We start from the raw sequence: 24,030 nt of genomic DNA, 5'->3' as shown, positions 1-24,030 counted from the left end.
ATAAGGAGGAGATGGACATGAGTTTACGGTTCAATTACAGAGAGGTTAACGCACCGGCGTTCCGCGCGATGATGGCGCTGGAGCAGCATTCGGCAGGAAGAACGAAAGACAAGCTGCTTGCGGAGCTGATCAAGATCCGGGTATCCCAGCTGAACGGCTGTGCCTTTTGCCTCGACATGCATGCCAGGGATTTGCTGAAGCTGGGCGATTACCACGATAAGCTGGTGCTGGTCAGCGTGTGGCGTGAAGCGCCGATCTTTACGGCCGAGGAGCGGGCTGTGCTCGAACTGGCGGAGGCAGTGACCTTCATCAGCCAGGACGGTGTGCCGCAGGCAGTATATGAGCAGGTGCGCGAGTTCTTCAGTGAAGAGGAGGTTGTCGATCTGCTGATGAGCATCATTACGATCAACGGCTGGAACCGGATCGCCATCTCCACAGGGATGTACCCGGGAGTCGCGCTGTAACAGGCCGATATAGAGAAGGAAGGGAGCGGACGGCGGTGGTTAACGAACTTCATGGCAGTAGGGCCGGGTCGCAAGCGGCGGCGGACCGGGTTCAGCCGGACCTGGCAGAGCTGTATGTGACTTACAAAAGCTATGCCTTTGCGATTGCTTACCGGATGCTGGGCACAGTGGCGGATGCAGAGGATATTGTGCAGGACTGCTTCGCCGAACTGCAGCAGCAAGAACGGGATGGCATCGTGAACATGAAGGCCTACTTGGCCAGGAGCGTAACCAACCGCTGTCTCAATCTGCTTCAGTCCGCGCACAGCAGACGGGAGACGTATATCGGCGAATGGCTGCCCGAGCCGATGAGCGGCCATGCCGACGGGCCGGAGGAGGCTGCCGAGCGCCGGGAGCTGCTGAGCTTCGCCTTTCTCGTGCTGCTGGAGAAGCTGTCGCCAGTGGAGCGGGCCGTCTTTGTGCTGCGGGAGGCGTTCCAATATGAGTATGCGGAAATCGCCGGCATGGTGGGCAAGTCGGAGAGCAACTGCCGGCAGATCTTCAGCCGCGTGAAGCGGACGCTGCAGCGTGAGCCCGGTCAGGCGCAGCCGCAAGCGCGCGCAGCGCAGCGTACCGGTCTCCTGCAGCGCTTCACCGCCGCCTTCGCCGCCTATGATGTCAGCGGCATGCTGGAGCTGCTCGCCGAGCAGCCTGTATTGGTCTCCGACGGCGGCGGCCGCGAGGTGCACACCATTCTGCGGCCGATGGCCGGCAAGCGGGGTGTGCTTGCACTGCTGACTTCGCGCCGGGTGCTCAGCCGGATGCGGGAATGGGAGGCCTCCATCGAGCCGGTCAACGGCGAAGAGCAGCTGGTCTTCCGGCAAAACGGCACCGTGAAGGGTGTGCTGTGCATCTTCGCCGGACGAGGCGGAGAGACCATCGACAAGCTGTACCTGATCCTTGGACCGGAGAAGCTGGGATACATTGCAGATGTAATGCAGGATTCCCATACTTAATGCATCACAAGGCCGCCCCCATGGCTGCGTATCAGCAGACTGGGGGCGGCCTTGTGTTAGCTGGAGCGCTCAGTATCAGCAAATTACTGCAAGGATATCTTGCAAAATTCTACTGCAAAGATATGTAGAAGTCCGGAAGCAGGAATTATCTATAATAGTAGTCTGCGCTAACCGGCAACTCTATAAGCCAGTATCGTTACGGACTCAGAGCCGCTATTTGGTGCCCTTTAGTTCTTGAAGCTGTGAATCGGCGCCGGAATCCGGCCGCCGCGGTTCACGAAGCCGGCGCAGTCGAAGCCGTTGACCGCCATCACCGGCGCGTAGCCGAGCAGGCCGCCGAATTCGACCATTTCGCCGACTTCCTTGCCGATGACCGGGATGACGCGCACAGCGGTCGTCTTGTTGTTGACCATGCCGATGGCCGCTTCGTCGGCGATGATGCCGGAGATCGTCTCCTTGCTGGTGCTGCCCGGAATGGCGATCATGTCGAGCCCGACAGAGCAGACGCAGGTCATCGCTTCCAGCTTCTCCAGCGTCAGCGCGCCGCGCTGCACCGCCTGGATCATGCCGTGGTCCTCGCTGACCGGAATGAATGCGCCGCTGAGACCGCCGACATAAGAAGACGCCATAACGCCGCCCTTCTTGACGTTGTCGTTCAGTATCGCCAGCGCCGCCGTGGTGCCGGGAGCTCCGGCTTCCTCCAGGCCCATCACCTGGAAGATTTCGGCGATGGAGTCGCCGATCAGCGGCGTCGGGGCGAGCGACAGGTCGATGATGCCGAACGGCACATTCAGCCGCTTGGAGGCTTCCTGGGCGACGAGCTGGCCGACGCGCGTCACCTTGAAAGCGGTACGCTTGATCGTCTCGCACAGGGTCTCGAAGTCCTGACCCTTCACTTCCTCCAGCGCCCGCTTGATGACGCCCGGCCCGCTGACACCGACGTTGATAACACATTCGCGCTCGCCGACGCCGTGGAATGCCCCTGCCATGAAGGGGTTGTCCTCCACGGCATTGCAGAAGACCACCAGCTTGGCGCAGCCGATGGAATCGCGGTCTTTGGTGCGCTCGGCGGTCTGCAGGATAATGTCGCCCATCAGCTTCACGGCGTCCATATTGATTCCGCTGCGCGAGGAGCCGACATTGACCGAGGAGCAGACCCGCTCCGTTACGGCGAGTGCTTCAGGGATGCTGTCGATCAGAATCCGGTCGCCGGTGGTGCAGCCCTTCTGCACCAGCGCCGAGAAGCCGCCGATAAAGTTCACGCCGACCTCCTTGGCCGCCCGGTCGAGCGCTTCGGCGACCGATACATAGCTGTCGGTGCGCGTTGAGCCGGCGGCGATGGAGATCGGCGTTACGGAAATCCGCTTGTTGACGATCGGCACGCCGAACTGACGCTCCAGGTCCTCCCCGGTCTTGACGAGCTTCTCGGCGGAGCGGGTGATTTTGTCATATACGTTCTGGTTAAATACCTTCAGATCCGTATGCGCACAGTCCATCAGGCTGATGCCCATCGTAATGGTACGCACGTCCAGGTTCATTTCCCGGATCATTTTATTCGTTTCCTGCACTTCCACAAGTGAAATCATAATCTATTTCTCCTCAAAGGTTGATTGTGACGCTTAGATCCGGTGCATAATATTGAAGATGTCCTCGTGCTGAAGCTTGATTTCAACGCCAATGTCTTCGCCGACCTGCTGCAGATCCTCTACAATCTCCTCGAACGATTTGGACGGCGCGGAGATATCGACGATCATCATCATGTTGAAGTAATCCTGCACAATCGTCTGCGAGATATCGAGAATGTTCAGGTTATGCTCCGCGAGATACGTGCAGACCTTGGCGATAATCCCCACTTTGTCTTTTCCCAGTACAGTAATAATCCCCTTCAATTGAAAAAGCCTCCTATACTATCTATTCTTTGCCCATCCGCCGCATTAACGGAATGAACCATTTCAACTATTATTGCAAATGATGTTGCAAGCTTCAACCAAAGGTTTTTTGTCGGAATGATAAGCGGATTTGCGCTATGCTGCCGATTTCTTTAAAATACTGTTGACAGCATTATCATGTTATGATTTAGGGATGGACTGATATAGACGTTGATTTATTGAAGGAGAACCTATGACAACGAAGAAATACAAAGCACTGGTTGAGCAGCGGACCAGACAAACACTGGCGACATGGGCCAGGCAGCCGTCGGTGGAGGAAAAGGAAATCTACCGTTTCTTGCATAATTTAAAGGGCACTGCAGGCACCGTTGGACTGGAGCAGGTAGAAGAGCTTGCGGGCAGGGCATTGCCTTATTTTACCGATGACAGTCACCGGCCCTGGACGGAAGCGGAGTGGGGCGGATATTTGTACCCGCTGCTGGAATGGTTCAACGACTCCGCCGCCGAAGCGCCTGTTGTCCCTCCCCTGACGCGGGTGCCGGGAGGCAGGCCGCAATATGAAGTGCTCATTATAGAAGATGATGTGGAGCTGGTCGCGTTCTTGCGGGAATCGCTGGAGAAGGAGAACTATTATGTCAGCATTGCCCTGTCCGCGGAACGGGGACTCAAGCTGTTCTATGAGAACAAGCCCGATATGCTGCTCCTGGACATTATGCTGCCGGATAAGAGCGGCATTGATGTGTTACAGCAGATTGTCGAGAAGTCCAAGAAGGAGCATATTCCGATCCTGATCATCAGCGGCGAGCATTCCAAGGAGCTCCAGATGCATGCCTATTCGCTGGGCGTAATGGATTATATGCGCAAGCCGGTGGACATTGAGCTGCTGCTCGTGCTGATCCGCAACCGCTTTGAGCTGAAGCGGGAATGGCAGGAAGCGATTGTCATTGATGAGCTGACCGGTGCGTTTAACCGTAAGTATTTCAATCAGACGCTGAAGCGGCTGTTCTCCGACTTCCAGCGGACAGGCCGCAGATTTACGCTCGCGCTGTTTGATCTTGACTTCTTCAAGCAGATCAATGATACCTACGGGCATCTGGTCGGCGATGAGGTGCTGCAGCGGTTTGCCGAGACGGTCAAGCAATCAATCCGGGTGGAGGATACCTTCTGCCGGTACGGCGGGGAAGAGTTCGCCTTGTTTATGCCCCATACCGATGCGCATGCTGCCGTGCAGGTCATTGAACGGATTCAGGGCAGGTTTGCGGAGAGCGGCTTCCGGGCCAAGAATGAGGCGTTCGCGGTAACTTTTTCCTGCGGGCTGGCTGAAGTAAATGAATCGCTCCCCGATGCCGATAAACTTATTGAAGAAGCCGACCAGGCTCTCTATGTAAGCAAGAACAGAGGCAGAAACCGGACGACGGTGTATGATGAAAGGCTGCCCGGGGCGAAGGAAGCCCAGCCGCTGCATGTCATTGTTGTCGACGACGATGCGCTTATCCGTGAGGTCGTCACCCGCGGCTTTGCCGGCTGGCAGCCGGCCGGCGGCAAAGTGGCCACGGTAAGCAGCTATCCGGACGGTTCCCGGTTTCTGGAGGCGGACTGGTATACACCGGGAGAGAAATATGTCATTCTCCTCGATGGAATCATGCCGGAGATGGACGGGCTGGTGGTACTTGAAAAGCTTCGTGCGGGCTACAAGACCGCGGATATTCTGGTCATCATGCTGACAGGTCGCCTTGACCAGCGCGATATTATCCACGCGCTGCAGCTCGGTGCCGATGATTACGTAATCAAGCCCTTTAACATGCCTGAGCTGCTTATACGGATCGAGCGTCTGGTGTCGCGGGTCCTGTATTAGAGCCAAGGCTTAAGCAAGGCGGAAGATGAAAGGTGAGAATGAAGTGCAAAAGATTCTTGTAGTGGATGATGAAGACATCCTTCGAATGCTGATTGAAGATACGCTGGAAGAGTTGGAGGATGTGCAGATTCATACGGCCGAGCATGGCAAGGAGGCGCTGGAGAAGCTGGCGGCGGACCGCTTTGATCTGGTGATTCTCGACTATATGATGCCGGAAATGACGGGGGTTGAGGTGCTGGGGCAACTGGATGAGGCGCTTAAAGCTGCCACCCCCATTATGATGCTGACCGCAAAGGCGCAGGATACGGACCGCATCCGGGCGCAGGAGGCAGGGGCAAGGTATTTTATGCCTAAGCCCTTCAGCCCGATGGAGCTGCTGCAGATCGTGGAGGACATACTCCGTGAACAGAACTAAATTCGCCAACCTAAGTATACGCAGCAAATATTTCCGGATCATATCAGCCATGTTTGTGGTGGTCGTGCTGACTGCGGCAGGTCTGCTCTTGTATATCAACTCGGAGCAGCATAAGCTTAGCCGGGAGCGGGAATTGCTTCAGAACAAGGCGCAGACGATCAACGAGCTGGCTGTTACGCTGAACGATGTTTTTTTTCGGGCCAGAGGCTACACGGCGCTGAAGAATGAGAATGAGCTGGAGCTGGCATACGAGGCGCTCGCGAAGCTGGGAACCGTACTGGGCGACTACTCCCGGCTGAAGCTGTCGCCGGAGGAAGCACAGTTCCGGAGCGATCTGCAATCCTTCAGCATTCAATACGGGAACGAGACGCTTCCGCAGGCGGTCGCCTTCGTGCAGAAGGATGATTACGAGGGCGTCCGGGCTCTGTCCAAGGCGGGGAATACCGAGAAGGTAAACAATTTCCTTGCCTACACCAAGGATTACAAGGTCCGTGCAGACCAATTGCTCAGCGATATGGTGCGGCAGGCTATCCGGCAGTCCAATATGTTCACTTTCGCGGCGTTTACGCTATCCGCGCTGCTGCTGGTGCTGTTCACCCTCATCATCTGGCGTATTCTGCGAACGCTGGTTAATCCGATTATCAAGCTGGAGGCGGCGGCTCACTCGCTTGCGGCCGGTGAGGCGGTGCTGCTCGGCGAGCTGCATACCCAGGATGAGATCGGGCGGCTATACGGCGCGTTCCTCAACATGGCCCGGAGTATCCAGGACAAAGAGGAAGAGCTGACCATGCAGAACGAGGAACTCCACGCCCAGCAGGACGAGCTGCATGACCAGCAGTTCCGGCTCGAACGTTCTTTAAGCGAGATCGAAAGCATGATGGTGGCGCTGAATCAATCCTCTGCAGTAGCGATTCTCTCGCCCAAAGGCATCTTCACCTATGTCAATGAGAATCTGGCCCAGTATACGGGGTATAAAGCGGAGGAGATCGTCGGGCATCCGTACCGGTTGTTTGAGCTTCGGAATCTTGCTTCTGTACAAATGGAGGAAATGCGGCGCAAGCTGGGCACGGGAATGGTGTGGAGCGAAGAGCTGCTGATGGATGCGAAGGACGGTACACCGCTCTGGCTGCATACGACAGTCATGCCTTATTTAAATGACGAGGGCGCAATTTACCAGTATATTCTGATCGCAAGCAATATCACCTCCGTGAAAAAAGTACAGCAGGAGCTGGCCGCCACGCTGACCCGCACGGAAGAGACCAAAATTATGCTGGAGCGCAGCAACCAGCTTAACCATGATATTACGTACACGCTCGACAAACAGGAATTTGCCGGGAGGTTCATTGATTTCATGAACGGCCAATTCGCCTTCGACTCGAGCCTGTTCCTGCTGGCCGAGGGCGGGATCGTTGCCGCGAAGGGCATTCCGCCAGAAATAGTGGAGCGCTATTTGCATGAAGAAGGCAACATGCTGTACCGGATGCAGACAGAGAAGTCCTATATCACAGAACGTCCTGCCACCTCCTTGGAGCAGGGGATTTCTCCGGTCCAGCTGACGGCTTACGATTATTACACCTCTGTAGTGAATGCGGAGGATGAAATTCTGGCTATTTTCTGCGGTACACGGGTGGGAGCCTCCTTCAGCGCGGAAGAGACCAACGAGATCCAGGGGCTCATGAACCGGGTTGCGCTGGCGATTGACCGGCTGTATATGGTGGAAGAGATCGAGCATGCCCGCAAATTGAATCTGGATATCATCAACAATGTGGCCGAAGGCATTCAATTTATCGAGCTGGACGGCACTATGGGGCAGATGAACAAGGCGCTCAGCCAGATGTTCCAGTACGCCGGGTGGAAGGAAGGCAACCGTCTGCCGCTTGCCGTCTGGCTGGAGCATTTGCTTGGACAGGTCAAGGAAAGCGGGGAGCTGCGGAATTTCTACACGCAGGCGATATCTGCCGCATTCCCGGATTCCGGGAGCATGAAATACTCGCTGGACCGTGACTCCCTTAAGCATATGGATGTCTATGCCATCCCGGTCTTCCGCAGGGAAGAACGGTTCGGTACGCTGTTCGTTCACCGCGATATTACCCGTGAGTATGAGCTCGACCAGATGAAGTCGGAGCTGGTCAGTACGGTCAGCCATGAGCTTCGGACCCCGCTGTCCAGTGTGCTCGGCTTCACCGAGCTGCTGCTGAACCGGACGATGAAGCCGGAGAAGCAGCAGAAATATTTACAGACCATCCACAGAGAAGCGCAGCGTCTGACGGATCTGATCAACGATTTCCTCGATTTGCAGCGGATGGAATCGGGCACCCAGCAGTATAGTCCGGAGAAGCTGAATCTCAGTGAGCTGGTGCTAGGTGTCATCGAGCAGTACAAGCTCGGCAGCACCCATCATATCCTGTATGAGGATGAAGCGGAATATTCCGGGGTTGAAGCAGACCGGAACAAGCTGATCCAGGTTCTGACGAATCTGCTCAGCAACGCGATCAAGTTCTCGCCCGGCCGCGGCGAAATCAAGGTGAAGCTGCGCAATGAACCAGGCGTGATCACCGTGGAAATCCAGGACAACGGACTGGGAATCCCGCCGGATCAGATCGGGCAGCTGTTCCAGAAGTTCCGCCGGGTGGACAACAGCGCCGCCAAACGGATCGGCGGCACCGGACTGGGCCTGGCCATCTGCAAAGAGATCATTGAGAAGCAGAACGGCACCATCGGCATGGAATCTGCCGAGGGCGAAGGAACCACCGTCTGGTTCCGGCTTCCGGTGCTGCAGCCGGAACCGGCCGGGCAGGAGGAAGAGCTTCTGAAATGGAGCTCCGAGAAGGAGGAGAAGCCGAGTGTGATGATCGTCGAAGACGATTACTCCCTCTCGCTGCTGCTCTCGGAAGAGCTTAAAGGCAAAGGCTTCAGGGTGATGCACCATTATCATCCGCAGCAGGCGTTCGAGCAGGCGCTGAAGACACCTTTTGTGGCAATTATCGTCGATCTGATGCTCGGCGAGGAGCTGGACGGCTGGGACCTGATCCGGATGTTTAAGCACGACGAACGGACGGCAGATGTGCCGATTGTCATCTCCTCGGCGCTCGACCAGGCCGGTCAGGCTCTGCTGGAGAATGTCCGCACGTATCTGACGAAGCCGTATCCTCCGGGCGAGCTGTCGGCGACGCTGCAGGAGATCCTGAACACATCGTTGTCCAGTGGAGAGGTGCTGTTCCCGAAAGACCCGGCTGGACAGCCAGGCATAGACCGGACTCATAATTTTCCTTAAGGTATAAATAGGCAAGATACATTTAGCAGAGCAGTGAATCTTCTGTAAGCGGAGGTTCGCTGCTCTGTTTTTTATCCCCGGTAATTACCGGATAACCCTTGCCTTACAGTGGACTCTAAGGCTTATAGTAGTACTGGACTTGCGATTATTCTATTGAACAGGGAGGAATCGCCATGAAGTACACTTATTTGGGCAAATCGGGACTCAAGGTAAGCCGGCTGTGTCTGGGCACCATGAATTTCGGACCGGAGACGGAAGAGAAGGAAGCGTTCAGGATCATGGACGCGGCGCTGGATGCCGGGATCAACTTCTTCGACACGGCGAACGTCTACGGCGGAGAAGAGCACAGGGGCCATACGGAGGAAATTATCGGCCGCTGGTTCAAGCAGGGCGGAGGACGGCGCGAGAAGACCGTCCTGGCCACCAAGGTATACAGCGATATGTATGACGAGCTCGACGGACCCAATTCATCGCGCGGGTTATCCGCGTATAAAATCCGGCGGCATGCCGAGGGCTCGCTGCGCCGGCTGCAGACCGATCACATTGAGCTGTACCAGATGCACCACGTTGACCGTAAGGTCTCCTGGGACGAGCTGTGGGGAGCATTTGAGAATCTGGTCGCCCAGGGCAAGGTGGATTATATCGGCTCCAGCAACTTTGCCGGATGGCATATTGCGCAGGCCCAGGCCGAGGCCAAAGCCCGGCATTTCCTCGGGTTGGTCTCCGAGCAGCATCTATATAACCTGCTGGAGCGGACGCCCGAGCTGGAAGTGCTGCCGGCGGCAGAGGGGCATGGCCTTGGGGTCATTCCCTGGAGTCCGCTCGCCGGGGGACTGCTTGGCCGCAACGCCTTGGCGAAGACCGGAGTCCGCAGCGCCCGCTCGGCGAAGCTGGAGCGGCACCGGGAGCAGCTGCAGCAATTCTCCGCGCTCTGCCGGGAGCTGGGTGAGCATGAGGACCAGGTTGCCCTGGCCTGGCTGCTGGCGAATCCGGCCGTTACCGCGCCGATCATCGGGCCGCGCACGCTGGAGCAGTTCGAAGACGCGCTGCGTGTAACAGAGATTGAGCTGGATGAAGCAGCCCTGACGAAGCTTGGCGAAATCTTCCCGGGTCCGGGCCGGCCGGCTCCGGAAGCCTACGCGTGGTAACCGGGCGGCAAGCCTGACCGGCGCAGATGCAAGCATACCGTAAAGCCCGAAGCGGACAGGCTGCCCCCAGCCTGTCCGCTTTGGCGTTGCCGGCATATTAGTGAGATACGGAGGAAATGACGGCTAACTCGCCTTCCTCGGTGATCTCGGCGTAAGCGACAGCTTTGGGTCCGGCATATCCCTGCTTGTGCAGCTCTGCTGTCAGCCATTCTTCGTTTCTGGACAGCTTCCGCAAGGTGCTGTCCTGTACGATGCCGTCCTCGATGATACTCATCGGCAGGGTCAACTCCTGCTCCGGCAAATCCAGATCACCGCGCGTAACGGATTCATACTGCGATTTCTTCAGAACGCTGAGTGAACCGTTGGTTTCATAGATGGCGTACGCCACCTCGCTGACGGAGAAGGTGTCCTTCGCCCGGAGCATCGTCCGCAGCTGATCGAAATCGAGATTATTCTTGCGCAGCTTGTTCAGGTCAATTTGACCGTCGCGGATCAGAATCTCCGGTTCGCCCTCCAGGGGTTTGCGCAGCTTGGGCATCTTCAGGGTGAGCTTCTCGAAGAGGATGGACAGTATAGTCCAGATAGCCAGGGTGAAGATCAGCATCAGGATGGAATGCTTCTCTTCGTAAATCGTTTCCCCGACCAGATCGCCCAGAATGACCGCCGAGATAAAATCGAAGGGAGTCAGCGCGGTGATTTCTTTTTTGCCGAGCAGCCTGGTCATGGCCCATAAACCGGTAAATCCGGCGATCAGCTTGATAAAGATCAGCCCGTAATCCATGCCGTAATCCCTCCTGTCCGTAATATACAATCTATCAGTGTTTAACCATCACAAGTGCGGAATGTAACAGCTGGAAAAATTTCCTGCGGGTGTTCCCGGGATGTAAGCGGAACCGGTCTATGTTAAGCTGGTGGTTAAGGATCAAGCGGCTGAATGTTAATATCGCCGGACCATAGGAGGCTGTACATGCTGTTTTATATCATTAGCGTTATCGTATTAGTGGCCGATCAGGCGGCGAAATGGATAGTGCGCACCCATATGGAGCTGGGAGAAATCATCCCGGGCTTCGGACCCTACCTGCATTTTAACTATTATGAGAATGCGGGAACGGCTTTCGGCTTGTTTCAGGGCTCTGGCCGGTATTTTGCCGCAGTTGCAGCCCTGTTCGTGGCGGCGGTGCTGCTGTACCGGAGAAAAGGGAAGCTGCGGGGACCGCTGCTAGAGGCAGCGAGCGGGTTTATGGTCGGCGGCGCCGTCGGCAACGGAATTGACCGTGCGCTTTACGGACAGGTAACCGATTATCTGGTGTTCGGCCAGAGCGGCGGCATTCTTAACCTGGCGGACCTCGCGATCAACCTGGGCTGGCTGCTGGGGCTGGTCTACCTGGTCCGGGCCGAAATCAGCGAAAGGCGGCTCAGAAGAAACCGGCTGTAAGCCGGAAGTCCGTTTGACCTATCATTTTATCTAATAGAACGTATCAGGAATGATAATGCAGCCGCTTAAATCGGAGTAATTTAGTGCGATTTAAGCGGTTTTTTCGTTGTTATACACTTTAAATTACCAATTGAGGAATATAATAGTTCATTTTCGACTCGTTGCCCGATTCCGGGAATTGTGTTAGCCTGTGTCTATGATGCTTGAGAGGAACTAGATTGTTATGCTAAGGAGAGGTCGATATTGGTGCAATTACATGTTACAAACAGTCCTTTCAGCGAGAGCCAGGTTGAGCTTCTGAACCGTCTTGTGCCGACGCTTACCGAGACGCAGCGCATTTGGCTGGGCGGTTATCTGGCCGCACTCGGCGTGAATGCGGGAGCTGCCGTTTCCGCCGCAGAGCCGTCCGTACCGGCGGAGCAAGCCGCCATACCGGCTGCAGCGCCTGCAGCCTCCCGTGAGGTAACGATCCTGTTCGGCTCCCAGACCGGCAACTGCCAGCGGCTGGCCACCAGCTTGTCCGGCAAGCTGAAAGAGCAGGGCTTCTCGGTGAATCTGTCGGCGATGAACAGCTTCAAGCCGAATACCCTGAAGAAGACAGAGAACCTGCTGCTGCTTGTGAGCACCCACGGCGAAGGGGAACCGCCGGACAATGCCCGCTCCTTCTATGAATTCCTGTACAGCAAGCGCGCGCCGCAGCTCGAAGGGCTGCATTATTCCGTTCTGGGACTGGGCGATACCTCCTATGAATTCTTCTGCCAGACCGGCAAGGATTTCGATCAGCGTCTGGAGGAGCTTGGCGGCGCGCGGCTGAGTCCGAGAATAGATTGCGACCTGGACTATGATGACCCGGCCGCCGAATGGATTACACAGGTGATCAGTGCACTCAATGCGCGGCTGAACGCGCCGAATATTGCCGCAGCGGCCGTTCAGGCAGCGGAGCATGCCGATGCTCCGGCTTCCCCGTTCTCGCGCAATCAGCCGTACTATGCCGAGGTTCTGGAGAATTTGAATCTGAACGGCCGCGGCTCGGACCGTGAGACCCGCCATATCGAGCTGTCGCTGGAGGGCTCGGGGCTCTCGTTCGAACCGGGCGACTCGCTTGGCGTCTATCCCGAGAACCACCCGCAGCTTGTAGAAGACCTGATCACCGCCATGGGCTGGGATGCCCAGCAGACGGTGCCGCTGAACAAGAAGGGCGACAAGGGAACCTTGCGTGAAGCGCTGCTCCGCCACTACGAGATCACCGTTCTGACCAAGCCGCTTCTGGAGCAGGCCGCGAAGCTGACCTCCGCACCGGGGCTGCAGGAGCTGCTGCTCCCTGAGCGGCAGCAGGCACTGAAGGATTACATTCAGGGCCGCGATTTATTGGATCTCGCGGTGGATTTTGCACCGTGGGAGGTGCCTGCGGCTGAATTCGTGACGATTCTGCGCAAGCTGCCGGCCCGTCTCTATTCGATTTCTAGCAGCTGGAGTGCCAATCCGGATGAGGTGCACTTTACGGTCCGTGCGGTCCGGTATGAAGCGCACGGCCGCCAGCGTTACGGCGTATGCTCGGTGCATTGCGCCGAGCGGGCGGAGCCGGGGGCCAAGCTGCCGGTCTTTATCCAGAGCAACCCGAACTTCAAGCTTCCCGCCAATCCGGATGCGCCGGTTATTATGATCGGCCCCGGAACCGGCGTGGCCCCGTTCCGTTCGTTCCTGGAGGAGCGGGAGGTACAGGGCGCTGCGGGCAAGACCTGGCTGTTCTACGGCGACCGTCGTTTCGTGACGGATTTCCTCTACCAGACCGACTGGCAGCGCATGCTGAAGGACGGCGTGCTGAGCAGGCTGGATGTAGCCTTCTCCCGCGACACCGCGGAGAAAGTGTATGTGCAGCACAGGCTTCTGGAGCACAGCCGCGAGCTGTATGCCTGGCTGCAGGAAGGCGCCCATATCTATGTATGCGGCGACGAGAAGCATATGGCGCATGATGTGCACACCGCGCTTCTGACGGTTATTGAGGAAGAAGGCGGCATGAGCGCAGAAGCGGCGGCCGCTTATCTGGATACCCTCCAGCAGGAGCAGCGATACCAGCGTGATGTATATTAATAGAACTATTATGAATAGAACCCGACGAATAACTGGAAAGCACAGCGGATGATTGTGGAAGGAGAGTGCGGCTATGGCAAATCATGACCCGGCGGTGAAGCCGATCGGCGGCCCGCCAAGCGATGTAGAGCATATTAAGATTGAGAGCAATTATTTGCGGGGAGCGCTCGAGGAGACGCTGCGTAATCCCATTACCGGAGGGCTGCCGGAGGATGACAACCGGCTGCTGAAATTCCACGGCAGCTACATGCAGGATGACCGGGATTTACGGCTGGAGCGCGAGCGTTCGAAGCTGGAGCCCGCCTATCAGTTCATGCTGCGCGTGGTGGCCCCGGGCGGCGTGGCGAGCGCCGCGCAGTGGCTGGTGCTCGATGAGCTGGCCCACAAATACGGCAACGGAACGCTGCGCCTGACGACGCGGCAGGCGTTCCAGATGCACGGCGTGCTGAAATGGAATCTGAAGCAGACCATCAAGACGATCAACGATACCTTGATGACAACGCTGGCCGCCTGCGGAGACGTGAACCGCAATGTGATGAGCAGCCCGAATCCTTACCAGTCCGAGCTGCATGCCGAGGTCAATGAATGGGCGCGGCGGCTGAGCGATCACCTCGCTCCCCGTACTCCGGCGTACCATGAGATCTGGCTGGACGGCGAGAAGGTCGTGGACAGCCTGGAGGGCGTGGAGATTGAGCCGATTTACGGACCGGTCTATCTGCCCCGGAAGTTCAAGATCGGTCTGGCTGTGCCTCCGTCCAACGATGTGGATGTCTTCTCCCAGGACCTTGGCTTGATTGCGGTTGTGCAAGACGGCAAGCTGGCCGGCTTCAATGTTGCAGTCGGCGGCGGCATGGGCATGACCCATGGCGACGTCAACACCTATCCGCAGCTTGGACGCGTGATCGGCTTCTGCCGGCCGGAGCAGGTGATAGATGTGGCGGAGAAGACCGTCACCATCCAGCGCGATTACGGCAACCGTTCGGTCCGCAAGAATGCCCGCTTCAAATATACCATCGACCGTCACGGCATCGAATGGTTCCAGAGAGAGCTGCACGACAGACTGGGCTGGCAGCTGGAAGAGGCCCGCACCTATCAATTCGACCACAGCGGGGACCGCTACGGCTGGGTGAAGGGCTATGACGGCAAGTGGAATCTGACCCTTTACATCCAGAGCGGCCGGATTCATGACACGGAAGATTATCTGCTGATGACGGGGCTCCGGGAGATCGCCAAGATTCATACCGGTGAATTCCGGCTGACCCCGAACCAGAACGTCATCATTGCCGGTGTAACCAGTGCCAAGAAACGCAAAATCGCCGAGCTTGCGGCGCGTTACGGCCTGACCGATGGGGCCATGCATACCGCACTGCGGCGCAGCGCACTTTCCTGTGTGGCACTGCCGACCTGCGGGCTGGCGATGGCGGAAGCCGAGCGCTATCTGCCGCAGCTGCTGGATAAGCTGGAGCCGGTCATCCAGGAGGCGGGCCTCAGCGAGAAGGAGATCGTGATCCGCATGACAGGCTGTCCTAACGGATGCGCCAGACCGGCGCTCGGGGAGATTGCCTTCATCGGCAAAGCTCCGGGACGCTATAATCTCTATATGGGAGCCGGCTTCAGCGGAGACAGACTGAACAAGCTGTACAAGGAGAATATCGACGAGCGCGAGATTCTGGAGACGCTCACGCCGATCATTCAACAGTATGCCAAGGAACGCCTGGGCGGAGAGCATTTCGGAGATTTTGTCATCCGCAGCGGGTATGTCAAGGCTACAACCTCAGGCCTGAATTTCCATAAATAATATGTAATGTACAATGGCAAGCCGGCCGGTGCGGGATCAGCAGATTCCGCACCGGCCGGCTTGCCTTTTCGCGGGCTGCAGCTGCTTGGAGCAGGAGGGCGCCGCGTACACCTACCTCTGCCGAGCGTTTCGCCAGAGGTATTTGTCCTGTGAATTTGTATGGTTGTACTATAGCGGCAGGCTGCTATGGACATATAATATCCTATCACAAATGAAAGGGATGATAGCTTTGCCTACCTTTGACAGCGTCCTGGTAACCGGCAGTCAGACTATACAGCAAGACCTGCAAGTGAACGGAAATACGACGGTCGGCACGCATCTCAATGTCACCGGAAGCGAGACGATTGCCGGAGATCTGCAAGTGAACGGCAACCAGACGGTAGCCAACCATCTGGGAACAGGCGGCGATCTTGATGCTGAAGGCAGCGTATGGGCCAATTTCCGCGTAGGCGCAAACAATCTGCCCGCTCTGCCCGCAGGGGGCTTCAGCATCCAGCAGGTCAGATTCTACGCCGGCGGCTCCCCTTCGCAGCCCGGTCTGTTGCTGAAGGGTACCGACGGACTCAACTATGTGCTGTTTGTTGACGTAAGCTTCGGGACGCCCAGTCTGGCAATTGTACCTGCGTAAGGGGCTAAGGTTCAGCGGATGAGGGCCTGCTCATATCCTGCCAGCTTCAGCGCCGCCCTGACTTCCTCCAGATAGGCGAATCCGTTACGTTCATCCGGCTCCAGAAAAGCGCCCTCCGCCCATTCATTCCAGGCGTTGATGAACAGAAATTCGCTCTGGTACAGCGTTTTGGCCCGCTCCATCTGCCTGGATAAATAATGGCCGAATTTACGCGGGGAAGCCCCGATGCAGCTTTGGCCCCGTGTGCCGAGGCGCGGCGTGTTATCCCAGTTCACATAGGCTCCCGGAAAGATCTTCTCGCCGCTTCTGCGGTGGATGCGACTGAGGATGGACAGCCAGAGCTGATCGTAATCGAAGACGAGATGCTCCTGTCCATCCAGGTTCATCCGCTGCCAGAGCCGCCGGGAATCGCCGTGGGCGAAGGTGTAATGCGGCTCGAATTCCACACTGGCGTCAAAGCCCGGCTGCTCGGGAACCTCGAAGCCGCCCAGCGTGCGGACAAAATATACCCCGTCAAGGCCGTTCTCTTCGGCAAGCCTGTTCCATTGACGGCACATGTCCTTCCAGCGGGGAATGTTCCCTGGACGGTAAATAATAAAGACCGGCTTGCCGTCGATCCGGATGTAACGTTCATCCTTGAACAGCGGAAGCAGCTCGTAGAAATGGTGCTCCCAATCGCCTTCATCGCCATATTCCTGCTTGATCAACAGCTCATGCTCCCCGCCGTCCCATTTTCGGGTCCAGGATTCATTGGCCCAGGAGAGGCAAAAGGGCATGGAAGGCTCGCCCGACCGGTGGATTTCCCTGACCGGCTTATCCAGCAGCCGTTTGCCTTTGAACCAATAGTGATAATAGCAGAATCCGTAGATGCCATGGGCTTTGGCCCATTCGGCCTGCCGGATCCGGGCCGAGGCATCCGTCAGATCGTAATAATACTGCTGCATCGGTTCTTTCGGCTGCAGATGGCCGGGATACAGGGGGACGGCTTTACGGGTATTGGTCCACTCCGTGAAGCCTTCACCCCACCAGTCGTCATTTTCGGGAATGCGGTGAAATTGCGGCAATACATAAGCGATCAGCTTCAAGACGCTTTCTACCTCCACTTCAGAGCGTCAGCGGTGAAACACGGTATACAGCAGCTTCAGCGCCATCTGCAGACAGGAATAATCATAGGTGCTTCTCCATAAGGCACGGCTGGCTACGGCGCGCTTGCGCTCCGGATCGGTGGAGTAGACATGCAGCTTCTCCAGAAGCTCCTGTGCCGTATGGAAGGGGATTACATCTTCTCCGGGATGCATATACTCGTATATATTGGGATGGGCTTCGGCAAGCTGGAATGCCCCGCAGGCAGCGATATCATACAGTACCGAAGCGGGCTGGCCCCAGTGGATAATAATGCCGGCACCATTGTAATACTTCTGCAGGTCGGTCTCCGGAGGCAGCACGGTTAGCTCCGGATAAGCCTCCCAGCCCGTGCCGGACACCATCCCTTCCCTGAAGCCGAAGACATGGCGGATGGTATCAACATAATCCCTGCCATGCGGACGGTTATCACCGAGCAGCAGAATTTCACTGCGGAATTCTTCTTCTACAGCCATGGGATAGAAACGGGTGCGGTCGGCGGCAAAAGGGAGACAGCTTACCTGCCGGCAGCCCGGATGGCGGTAGAAGGGGATATACTGGACATTTTGCGTAAAAACATAAGGAAACATGGCCGCCAGCCGCAGAGCGGACTCATCGGTAGACTCGCCGTCGGACATCCAGATCGCCCTGACGGCGTTACCGCAGCGGACCCGCTCCAGATCGCTGTCGGTGAAATCTCCCGCACTGCCGATCAGCAGGAGCAGGTCGGGCTGGAACTGCTCCAGCGCTGCCGCGAAGCCGGGATAAGCCTTGAGGGAGATGACCTCATGGACCAGGTGCCGCAGCTGCTCGGCAATCATCTGCTCGACAGGCCATAACTCCTCGCTCTGCAGAGGTGCCACAAGAAGCACACGCTTGGTCTTGTAGTCTACCGCTCCGGCACCTTGTGCCATCGGCTGTGACTGGACTTGAAGCGCAGCAGAAGAAGGCAAAGGCTCTGCCGGGAGGGTCACAGCGGCTGGAGCAGGCTGTGGCGGCAGCTCCTGCGGCAGCTCTTGCGGCAATGCCCCGTCTATACCGGGGAGCCTATGCTGTGGCACGGGCGGCTCTGCGGGCGCGGCTGGCGGCCCGTTCTGCTGGAGCAGGGAGATTCCGGGTAAAGGTTCAGCCTGGACGACAGGCAACGGAAAGGGGACGGCTGACGGTAACCGCGGCAAGGATTGCCGCGGTGTATCCGCAGGCCTGGAGGACGGCTGAGCAGCGCTCCGGAACTCAGGCGGAATGACATTCATGGTTTTCAGGGCATGAGCCACCGTTCTGGCAATGAGCTTTTCCGTTTTGGGATGCAGCCGGACCGTTTGCACGGCGGCAGCCTTGCGCTTGTGCTTTTTGATCTTCAAATGCTGGACTCCCTCCTTACCTCCGTGCACGCTTCTATTGTATGAGCGGGAGTAAAAAATGCTACTTCGGCGGAGAAAGATTTGGATTTCCGGCGGTTTTCTTACATAATATATAAGAGCATCATCAACATCACCAGAAGCCATTATTTTAGGTAATGTGTTCTGTACAGAAGAGGCGAAGAACATGATTATTATGAAGACTGTGGAAGAAATCGCAAAAATGCGGGAAGCGGGAAAAATTCTCGCCGCATGTCACCAGGAGATTGCCAAAATGATCAAGCCGGGTATCACCACCTGGGAAATTGACCAATTTGCCGAAAAATTCATGCTGGCCCATGGTGCCACACCGGAGCAAAAAGGCTATCACGGCTACCCTTACGCGACCTGTGCGTCTGTGAATGACGTGATCTGCCACGGCTTTCCTAAAGAAGAAGCGCTGAAAGACGGCGATATTGTAACCATCGATATGGTAGTCAACCTGAACGGCTGGCTGGCCGATTCGGCCTGGTCCTATGCCGTCGGCAATGTCAGCGAGCAGGCGGCTTATTTGCTGGACACGACGAAGGAGTCGATGTTCAAGGGAATTGAGCAGGCGGTGGCAGGCAACCGGATCGGCGATGTCGCCCATGCCATCCAGAAATTTGCCGAAGGCAGAGGCTTCTCGGTCGTGCGCGACTTCATTGGCCACGGCATCGGCAGCGAAATGCATGAAGCGCCCGAGGTTCCGCATTACGGACCGGCGGGGAAAGGACCGCGCATCAAAGAAGGCATGGTATTCACCATCGAGCCGATGCTCAATACCGGAAGCTACCGGACGAAGGTTGATGCCGACGGCTGGACCGCCCGGACAATCGACGGGGGGCTGTCCGCACAATATGAGCATACCATCGCCATTACTCCGCAAGGTCCTGTCATTTTGACGGAGCTGTAGTCACAGATTTCACATTCACGAACCCGGACACTGCTGGTTATGCAGCAGTGTCCGGGTTTATTTTTGTATTTATGCCGAATGTGTCGGAATTCACGGAAGTTTGCGGAAGAAACTCATATAATAATATGACTTTAGGCTTAAAGGAATAGAGGAACGTCTTATGGCAACTGACATTCAGTGCAAGAATCAGCAGCACCAGCCGACGCCTGCGCAGTGCATGGAGCATTACGGCTGCATTTATGACAATAACCATTTGATTACCCTGCTCATTGACCCGGAGAACGGGGGGATTGTGGACGCGAACAAAGCGGCTTGCGATTATTACGGCTATAATCTGCGCTTGTTCCGCAAGCTGGATATCACCGATTTAAGCTCGGGCGGAGAAGAGGGACTGCAGCAATTCCGGTCGGGTGCCTTTCCGGGGGGAGAATATACCGGCAAGCGTGTATTTACGGACAGGCATAAGCTTTCCGGCGGACAGATCATCGATGTGGAGATGCATACCGGGATGATTACGATGCTGGGGAAGAACTGCGTCTACACCGTCATTCATGATGTGAGCGAACGGGTCCGTTCAGAGCAGAGACTGAAGGAGAGCGAGGAGAGATACCGCAATCTGGTGGACCTGTGCCCGGAGGCGATCCTGGTGTACAGCGCCGGTGTCATCCTTTTCGCCAACCGTCAGGCGGGCAAAATGTTCGGCTGCCCGGAGAAGACATTGCATGGCAAGAGCATCGACGATTTTTTCAGCGAAGAGCCGCTCACCCGTTCCGAATCAATGAAATTGAAAAAGACGGGTTCCATGAAGGAGAACTTCCGGCTGAAGCAGCGCTATATCCGGCATGATGGTACCGTATTTGATCTGGAAATCTCGGGCGTTCCGATCACCTATGAGGGGGAAACTGCGCTGCAGCTGGTGTTCCGGGATATCACCGAGAGCAGGAAGGAGATGGAGCGGGCGATCATTATGCAGGAGCACCGTCATGCGGCCCCTTTTCCGCTGAAGCAGCGTGCCGAGCTGTCCAGAATGTACATCCCGGCCAAATCTCTGAGCGGGGACTTCTATCTGTTCCATAAGCTGGATGAGCAGCGTGTGGTTGGCATCATCGGCGATGTTGCGGGCAAGGGAATCAGCGCGGCTCTGAGCATATCCGCCTTGCGCGTCCTCTTCCTGGACAGCCTGCAGCATACCGCGGAGCCCGTACGCATCCTGCAGGATTTGAACCTGAAGGCTGTGCAGCATCTCGGTGAAGATTACATCGCCGCCTGCTGCTTTGTCCTGGATTTCGGGAAGGGGAGATTAACGGCTGCAGGTGCCGGCATCAATGAATTTATCGTGGTACCCGCCGGAGCGGACAGCCGGACTGTCACGGTCAAGGGGGCACCGCTGGGGATGTTCGCCGGCAGCGAGTTCGAACAGGCAATCGTCCCTTTTCTGCCGGGCGACCGGTTCTGCTTCTACAGCGACGGAATGGAGCTGCTCTTCGAAGAGCATGAGCTTGGCCGGACCCTGGAGGAGCTGGAGGAACGGATAGCCGGCTTAACCTTGCAGGATGATTGCACTTGGCTGAGTCTGAAGATCAAATAAGGCAGGGAGAGGATTATGAGAACCTTACATAAGGAAGTGAAGCTTTACGGGACAGCACATATTCAGGGGATGATCGACGGAATAATCGCCGAGCTTGCGTTGCATGAGCATGATTTCGATCTCCGCCTGATCCTCGTTGAAGCGGTCACCAATGCCCATACACACGGCAATGAAGGCGACTCCGCCAAGCCGGTTCTGGTCCGTTACGGGCTGGAAGGCGGCCGGCTGGAGCTTCAGGTGGAGGATTGCGGACAGAGCCGCGAGCTGGTGATTCCGGGTGAAATTGCCGACGATGAGCTGCTCAATGAACGGGGGCGGGGATTATTTCTGATCGGCTGCCTTGCCGACCGCGTCGAGATGATCCGCAATATTATGTACATCAGCAAAAATGTAAGTGTCAGCCAAACCGTCTAGCCGCCGGGCTGACAGGACGAATTGTGATCGTGAAGGGGAGAACGCGTTGAAGTTAAGTTTAAAGGTGAAAATGAGCATGCTGTTGTTTCTGATTATAACGGTACCGCTGGCGGGCTCCGGCTTCGTCTCCTACCAGCTGGCTGCGGACAGCCTGCAGGCCACAATTGAGGAAGAGCTGCGGACAACGACCGGACGGGCTGCGGATGCCGTCGATGCCAAGCTTGAAGCGGTGGACCATTATCTGCAAATTGCCGGCAATAACTCCGTTTTGGCCGAATATGCCGCTAATCCTGCGCTAGAGGTCTCTGCAGCCGCTGCGTACCACTATATTTCGGGCATGCAAAAGGATAATGCAGATTCTCTGGAATCGCTCATCATTGCCGGTGTAGACGGGAAGGCGCTCCTTACCGGCAGCTCGCGGGACCCGGAGCTGGATTTGCAGGACCGTGTGTATTTTCAGCAGGCGCTGCAAGGTAAAGATGCAATAAGCGAAGTTATTGAATCCAGGGATACGGGCACGCAAATTATTGCCATTGCCCATCCTTTGAAGATCGGCGAGCGGATTACCGGGGTGCTAATCGGTACAATTCCATATCATGTCATCTCCGCACCTGCTGCCCAGGTAAAGGTAGGAGACAGCGGGTACAGCTATATTGTCGACCGCTCCGGCCTGATTGTCTACCATCCCGACAGCGCCAAGATTCTTAAGGAGAGCCTGGACAATAATCCGAACCGGGAACTGAACGCTTTGGTGCAGCAGATGAAGCAGGGCGAAACAGCGCACGGCTTCTACTCCTATGAAGGCACCTATAAATTCGTGTCCTTTGAACCCGCAGGCAACTGGGTGGTTGCGACAACCGCGAATTATAACGACTATATGAAGCCGGCTATCGAGATCCGCAATACCACGCTGCTGACCGTCGCCGTGTTCATTGTTGTGGCGCTTGCGGCAGGCTATTTCTTTACGACACGCAATATAATCAAGCCGGTCCGCAAGCTGCAGCAGGCGATGTCGCTGGCCGGAAGCGGCGATCTCACCGTGCATACGGATATCCGCTCCCGGGATGAATTACAGGCGCTGAGCGACTCCTTCAATGCGATGATTGACAAGCAGGAGGCCATCATCGAGAAGGTCAGAAGCGGATCGGGCCAACTGGCCTCCATGTCGCAGGAAATCCTGGCAGCTTCGGAAGAGATCAATGCTTCGGTGGAGGAGATCAGCTCCAGCACCCAGGAAATCGCTGCAGGCGCGGAGAATAACAACCACTCTGTCGTCAATGCCTCCCAGGTGCTGGTACAGCTCTCCAGTCTGGTGCAGCTGGCCCAGAGCAAGGCTGCGGCGACTTCGCACAATGCCGAGGTTACGAATTCGGCGGCACAGGAAGGCCGGGCCAAGGTCATGAACACGGTTGAAGCCATGGATATGATCAGCAGCAGCACCCAAGCGACCGAAGAGCAGCTCGCGGCGGTAAGTGAGCTGTCCGGCAAGGTATCAGCTATTATCGGCACGATCAACGCCATCGCCGGACAGACGAACCTGCTGGCGCTGAATGCGGCTATTGAGGCCGCCCGTGCGGGTGAGCATGGCCAAGGCTTCAGTGTTGTGGCCGGAGAGGTGCGCAAGCTCTCGGATGAGACCAACCGCCAGGCCAACGAAATCGCAGTGCTGGTACGGGACATGATCGACCGTATCGCCCAGGCTGTCGATTCCATGCGCGGTGCATCCGAGGCGGTCGGGGGCGGCGTACGGATTGTCGGGGAGACGGACCGCGCCTTCCTGCACATCATTGATGCCGTGGAATTGATCCGGGGCAATGTGCGCGAGATTCTGGATATTACCCGCGATGAGGTGGCAACCTCCGACCAGATTATCAAGCTGATTGATTCCATGGGCACCATCTCCGAAATGGCCGCTGCCAATACGGAGAATGTCTCCAGTGCCACCGAAGAGCAGGCGGCGACCATCAGCAATTTCGTTACTTCCGCCGAAGAAGTCAGCACAATGGCCAACGATCTCGAGCTGCTGGTCGAGCAATTTAAAATTAGAGGTGAACATAATGACTGAGCTGCGAATAACAATACCGGAGATGTTCTCCGTAGATGAAGCCGGTCTGTTCAGAGACCAGGTCCGGACATTGATCGAGCAGGGCGAGGTGAACCTGCTGCTTGACTTTGCCGGCTGTAAATTTGTTGACAGCACCGGATTAGGCGTTATCGTCAGCTCCTACAAGAAGTGCGCCGAGAACGGCGGAACGATCCGGCTGACTTCCCTGCATCCGAATGTGCTTAAAGTGTTCGAATTAACCCGGCTGACGAATGTATTTGAAATTGTCTAGTGTTTGAAATGGTCTATATTGATTGACTTGATTTATACCGCTGAAAAGTAGAGCAAATAAGAAATGCCGGGCAGGATAGTGGCTGGATATCCAAGCTCTCGCGTAGTCAGGGCCAAGCTCAGGCCAATCTCAATCGTTCACTGCATTTAGTTCGATTTTTGCACACTATTTCAGCCTGTATTACGGATTTCGGTAGCGTCAAGAAGTTTGTGTAAAAGAGTAAAAGTATTCTTCTGGGACATCGGTGAGATGGTTCTCTTGGTGGGGGAGGCCTCCCCCACCAAGA

General features: G+C 56.5%; 20 protein-coding genes. 15 read left to right on the top strand and 5 right to left on the bottom strand.

Annotated elements, in window-relative coordinates; all coding sequences use genetic code 11:
* The first annotated feature begins 17 nt into the window (after positions 1-17).
* A complete protein-coding gene (locus F1379_RS28525; RefSeq protein WP_150275863.1) occupies positions 18-464 on the top strand; it encodes a carboxymuconolactone decarboxylase family protein in 447 nt (148 codons plus the stop codon).
* Between the two features lie 35 nt (positions 465-499).
* Positions 500-1,459 carry a sigma-70 family RNA polymerase sigma factor gene (locus F1379_RS28520; protein WP_420850554.1) on the top strand — a complete coding sequence of 320 codons (960 nt, stop codon included), beginning with the start codon at positions 500-502 and terminating at the stop codon, positions 1,457-1,459.
* A 227-nt stretch (positions 1,460-1,686) separates the two neighbouring features.
* Here F1379_RS28520 and F1379_RS28515 read toward each other — a convergent pair whose 3' ends face one another.
* Together F1379_RS28515 and F1379_RS28510 are read right to left on the bottom strand one after the other, a co-directional pair.
* Positions 1,687-3,042, bottom strand: a complete 1,356-nt coding sequence (locus F1379_RS28515) for a PFL family protein (protein ID WP_275262665.1) — start codon at positions 3,040-3,042, stop codon at positions 1,687-1,689.
* Between the two features lie 36 nt (positions 3,043-3,078).
* A complete protein-coding gene (locus F1379_RS28510) occupies positions 3,079-3,348 on the bottom strand; it encodes an ACT domain-containing protein (RefSeq protein ID WP_150275861.1) in 270 nt (89 codons plus the stop codon).
* Between the two features lie 232 nt (positions 3,349-3,580).
* On the opposite strand from F1379_RS28510, the gene F1379_RS28505 reads away from it, so the two are divergent.
* The 4 genes from F1379_RS28505 (at position 3,581) to F1379_RS28490 (ending at position 10,040) form a co-directional block, all read left to right on the top strand.
* Positions 3,581-5,203 (top strand): GGDEF domain-containing response regulator, encoded by a 1,623-nt coding sequence (locus F1379_RS28505; protein WP_150275860.1) that lies wholly within the window; start codon positions 3,581-3,583, stop codon positions 5,201-5,203.
* A gap of 43 nt (positions 5,204-5,246) precedes the next feature.
* On the top strand, positions 5,247-5,618 hold the full coding sequence (locus F1379_RS28500) for a response regulator transcription factor (protein WP_150275859.1): 372 nt from the start codon (positions 5,247-5,249) through the stop codon (positions 5,616-5,618).
* Entirely contained in the window at positions 5,605-8,892 is a 3,288-nt protein-coding gene (locus F1379_RS28495; protein ID WP_150275858.1) for an ATP-binding protein, read from the top strand. Before F1379_RS28500 ends, F1379_RS28495 begins: the two co-directional genes overlap by 14 nt.
* 173 nt (positions 8,893-9,065) lie before the next feature.
* Positions 9,066-10,040 (top strand): aldo/keto reductase, encoded by a 975-nt coding sequence (locus F1379_RS28490; RefSeq protein WP_150275857.1) that lies wholly within the window; start codon positions 9,066-9,068, stop codon positions 10,038-10,040.
* Between the two features lie 97 nt (positions 10,041-10,137).
* Here the strand turns inward: F1379_RS28490 and F1379_RS28485 are convergent, their stop codons facing one another.
* Complete coding sequence (locus F1379_RS28485) at positions 10,138-10,821, bottom strand: DUF421 domain-containing protein (RefSeq protein WP_150275856.1); 684 nt, start codon at positions 10,819-10,821, stop codon at positions 10,138-10,140.
* A gap of 186 nt (positions 10,822-11,007) precedes the next feature.
* Here F1379_RS28485 and lspA point away from each other — a divergent pair, with 186 nt between their 5' ends.
* From lspA to F1379_RS28465, 4 genes are all read left to right on the top strand, one after another.
* Positions 11,008-11,475 carry a signal peptidase II gene (lspA, locus tag F1379_RS28480; protein ID WP_150275855.1) on the top strand — a complete coding sequence of 156 codons (468 nt, stop codon included), beginning with the start codon at positions 11,008-11,010 and terminating at the stop codon, positions 11,473-11,475.
* A gap of 246 nt (positions 11,476-11,721) precedes the next feature.
* A complete protein-coding gene (locus tag F1379_RS28475; RefSeq protein WP_150275869.1) occupies positions 11,722-13,566 on the top strand; it encodes an assimilatory sulfite reductase (NADPH) flavoprotein subunit in 1,845 nt (614 codons plus the stop codon).
* Between the two features lie 73 nt (positions 13,567-13,639).
* Positions 13,640-15,364 carry an assimilatory sulfite reductase (NADPH) hemoprotein subunit gene (gene cysI, locus F1379_RS28470; protein ID WP_150275854.1) on the top strand — a complete coding sequence of 575 codons (1,725 nt, stop codon included), beginning with the start codon at positions 13,640-13,642 and terminating at the stop codon, positions 15,362-15,364.
* Between the two features lie 220 nt (positions 15,365-15,584).
* Positions 15,585-15,992: a hypothetical protein gene (locus tag F1379_RS28465; protein WP_239004848.1), complete on the top strand. Its 408-nt coding sequence runs from the start codon at positions 15,585-15,587 to the stop codon at positions 15,990-15,992.
* Between the two features lie 11 nt (positions 15,993-16,003).
* Here the strand turns inward: F1379_RS28465 and F1379_RS28460 are convergent, their stop codons facing one another.
* Together F1379_RS28460 and F1379_RS28455 are read right to left on the bottom strand one after the other, a co-directional pair.
* Positions 16,004-17,077, bottom strand: coding sequence for a glycosyltransferase WbsX family protein (locus F1379_RS28460; RefSeq protein WP_150275852.1), 1,074 nt, complete (start codon positions 17,075-17,077; stop codon positions 16,004-16,006).
* A 27-nt stretch (positions 17,078-17,104) separates the two neighbouring features.
* Positions 17,105-18,475 (bottom strand): glycosyltransferase family protein, encoded by a 1,371-nt coding sequence (locus F1379_RS28455; protein WP_162551309.1) that lies wholly within the window; start codon positions 18,473-18,475, stop codon positions 17,105-17,107.
* 184 nt (positions 18,476-18,659) lie between these two features.
* Between F1379_RS28455 and map the strand changes: the two genes are divergently transcribed.
* From map to F1379_RS28430, 5 genes are all read left to right on the top strand, one after another.
* Entirely contained in the window at positions 18,660-19,406 is a 747-nt protein-coding gene (map, locus tag F1379_RS28450; protein WP_150275850.1) for a type I methionyl aminopeptidase, read from the top strand.
* 160 nt (positions 19,407-19,566) lie between these two features.
* Positions 19,567-20,994 (top strand): SpoIIE family protein phosphatase, encoded by a 1,428-nt coding sequence (locus tag F1379_RS28445; RefSeq protein WP_150275849.1) that lies wholly within the window; start codon positions 19,567-19,569, stop codon positions 20,992-20,994.
* Positions 20,995-21,009: 15 nt separating this feature from the next.
* Positions 21,010-21,408: an ATP-binding protein gene (locus F1379_RS28440; protein ID WP_150275848.1), complete on the top strand. Its 399-nt coding sequence runs from the start codon at positions 21,010-21,012 to the stop codon at positions 21,406-21,408.
* 46 nt (positions 21,409-21,454) lie between these two features.
* Positions 21,455-23,473, top strand: a complete 2,019-nt coding sequence (locus F1379_RS28435) for a methyl-accepting chemotaxis protein (protein WP_150275847.1) — start codon at positions 21,455-21,457, stop codon at positions 23,471-23,473.
* Complete coding sequence (locus F1379_RS28430; protein WP_150275846.1) at positions 23,466-23,744, top strand: STAS domain-containing protein; 279 nt, start codon at positions 23,466-23,468, stop codon at positions 23,742-23,744. The genes F1379_RS28435 and F1379_RS28430 overlap by 8 nt, the downstream gene beginning before the upstream one ends.
* Positions 23,745-24,030 lie beyond the last annotated feature (286 nt).

Origin of the sequence: Paenibacillus tepidiphilus, assembly GCF_008635795.1 — a bacterium.
Lineage (GTDB): Bacteria > Bacillota > Bacilli > Paenibacillales > Paenibacillaceae > Paenibacillus_AQ > Paenibacillus_AQ tepidiphilus.
Note: the sequence above shows the minus strand (reverse complement) of the source record. Positions and strands in the feature narration are given on the sequence as shown.

Coding starts and splice junctions, on each gene's coding strand:
- F1379_RS28525 (WP_150275863.1), top strand. CDS start 18: ATGAGTTTACGGTTCAATTACAGAGAGGTTAACGCACCGGCGTTCCGC.
- F1379_RS28505 (WP_150275860.1), top strand. CDS start 3,581: ATGACAACGAAGAAATACAAAGCACTGGTTGAGCAGCGGACCAGACAA.
- F1379_RS28490 (WP_150275857.1), top strand. CDS start 9,066: ATGAAGTACACTTATTTGGGCAAATCGGGACTCAAGGTAAGCCGGCTG.
- F1379_RS28485 (WP_150275856.1), bottom strand. CDS start 10,821: ATGGATTACGGGCTGATCTTTATCAAGCTGATCGCCGGATTTACCGGT.
- lspA (WP_150275855.1), top strand. CDS start 11,008: ATGCTGTTTTATATCATTAGCGTTATCGTATTAGTGGCCGATCAGGCG.
- cysI (WP_150275854.1), top strand. CDS start 13,640: ATGGCAAATCATGACCCGGCGGTGAAGCCGATCGGCGGCCCGCCAAGC.
- F1379_RS28465 (WP_239004848.1), top strand. CDS start 15,585: ATGATAGCTTTGCCTACCTTTGACAGCGTCCTGGTAACCGGCAGTCAG.
- map (WP_150275850.1), top strand. CDS start 18,660: ATGATTATTATGAAGACTGTGGAAGAAATCGCAAAAATGCGGGAAGCG.
- F1379_RS28445 (WP_150275849.1), top strand. CDS start 19,567: ATGGCAACTGACATTCAGTGCAAGAATCAGCAGCACCAGCCGACGCCT.
- F1379_RS28440 (WP_150275848.1), top strand. CDS start 21,010: ATGAGAACCTTACATAAGGAAGTGAAGCTTTACGGGACAGCACATATT.
- F1379_RS28430 (WP_150275846.1), top strand. CDS start 23,466: ATGACTGAGCTGCGAATAACAATACCGGAGATGTTCTCCGTAGATGAA.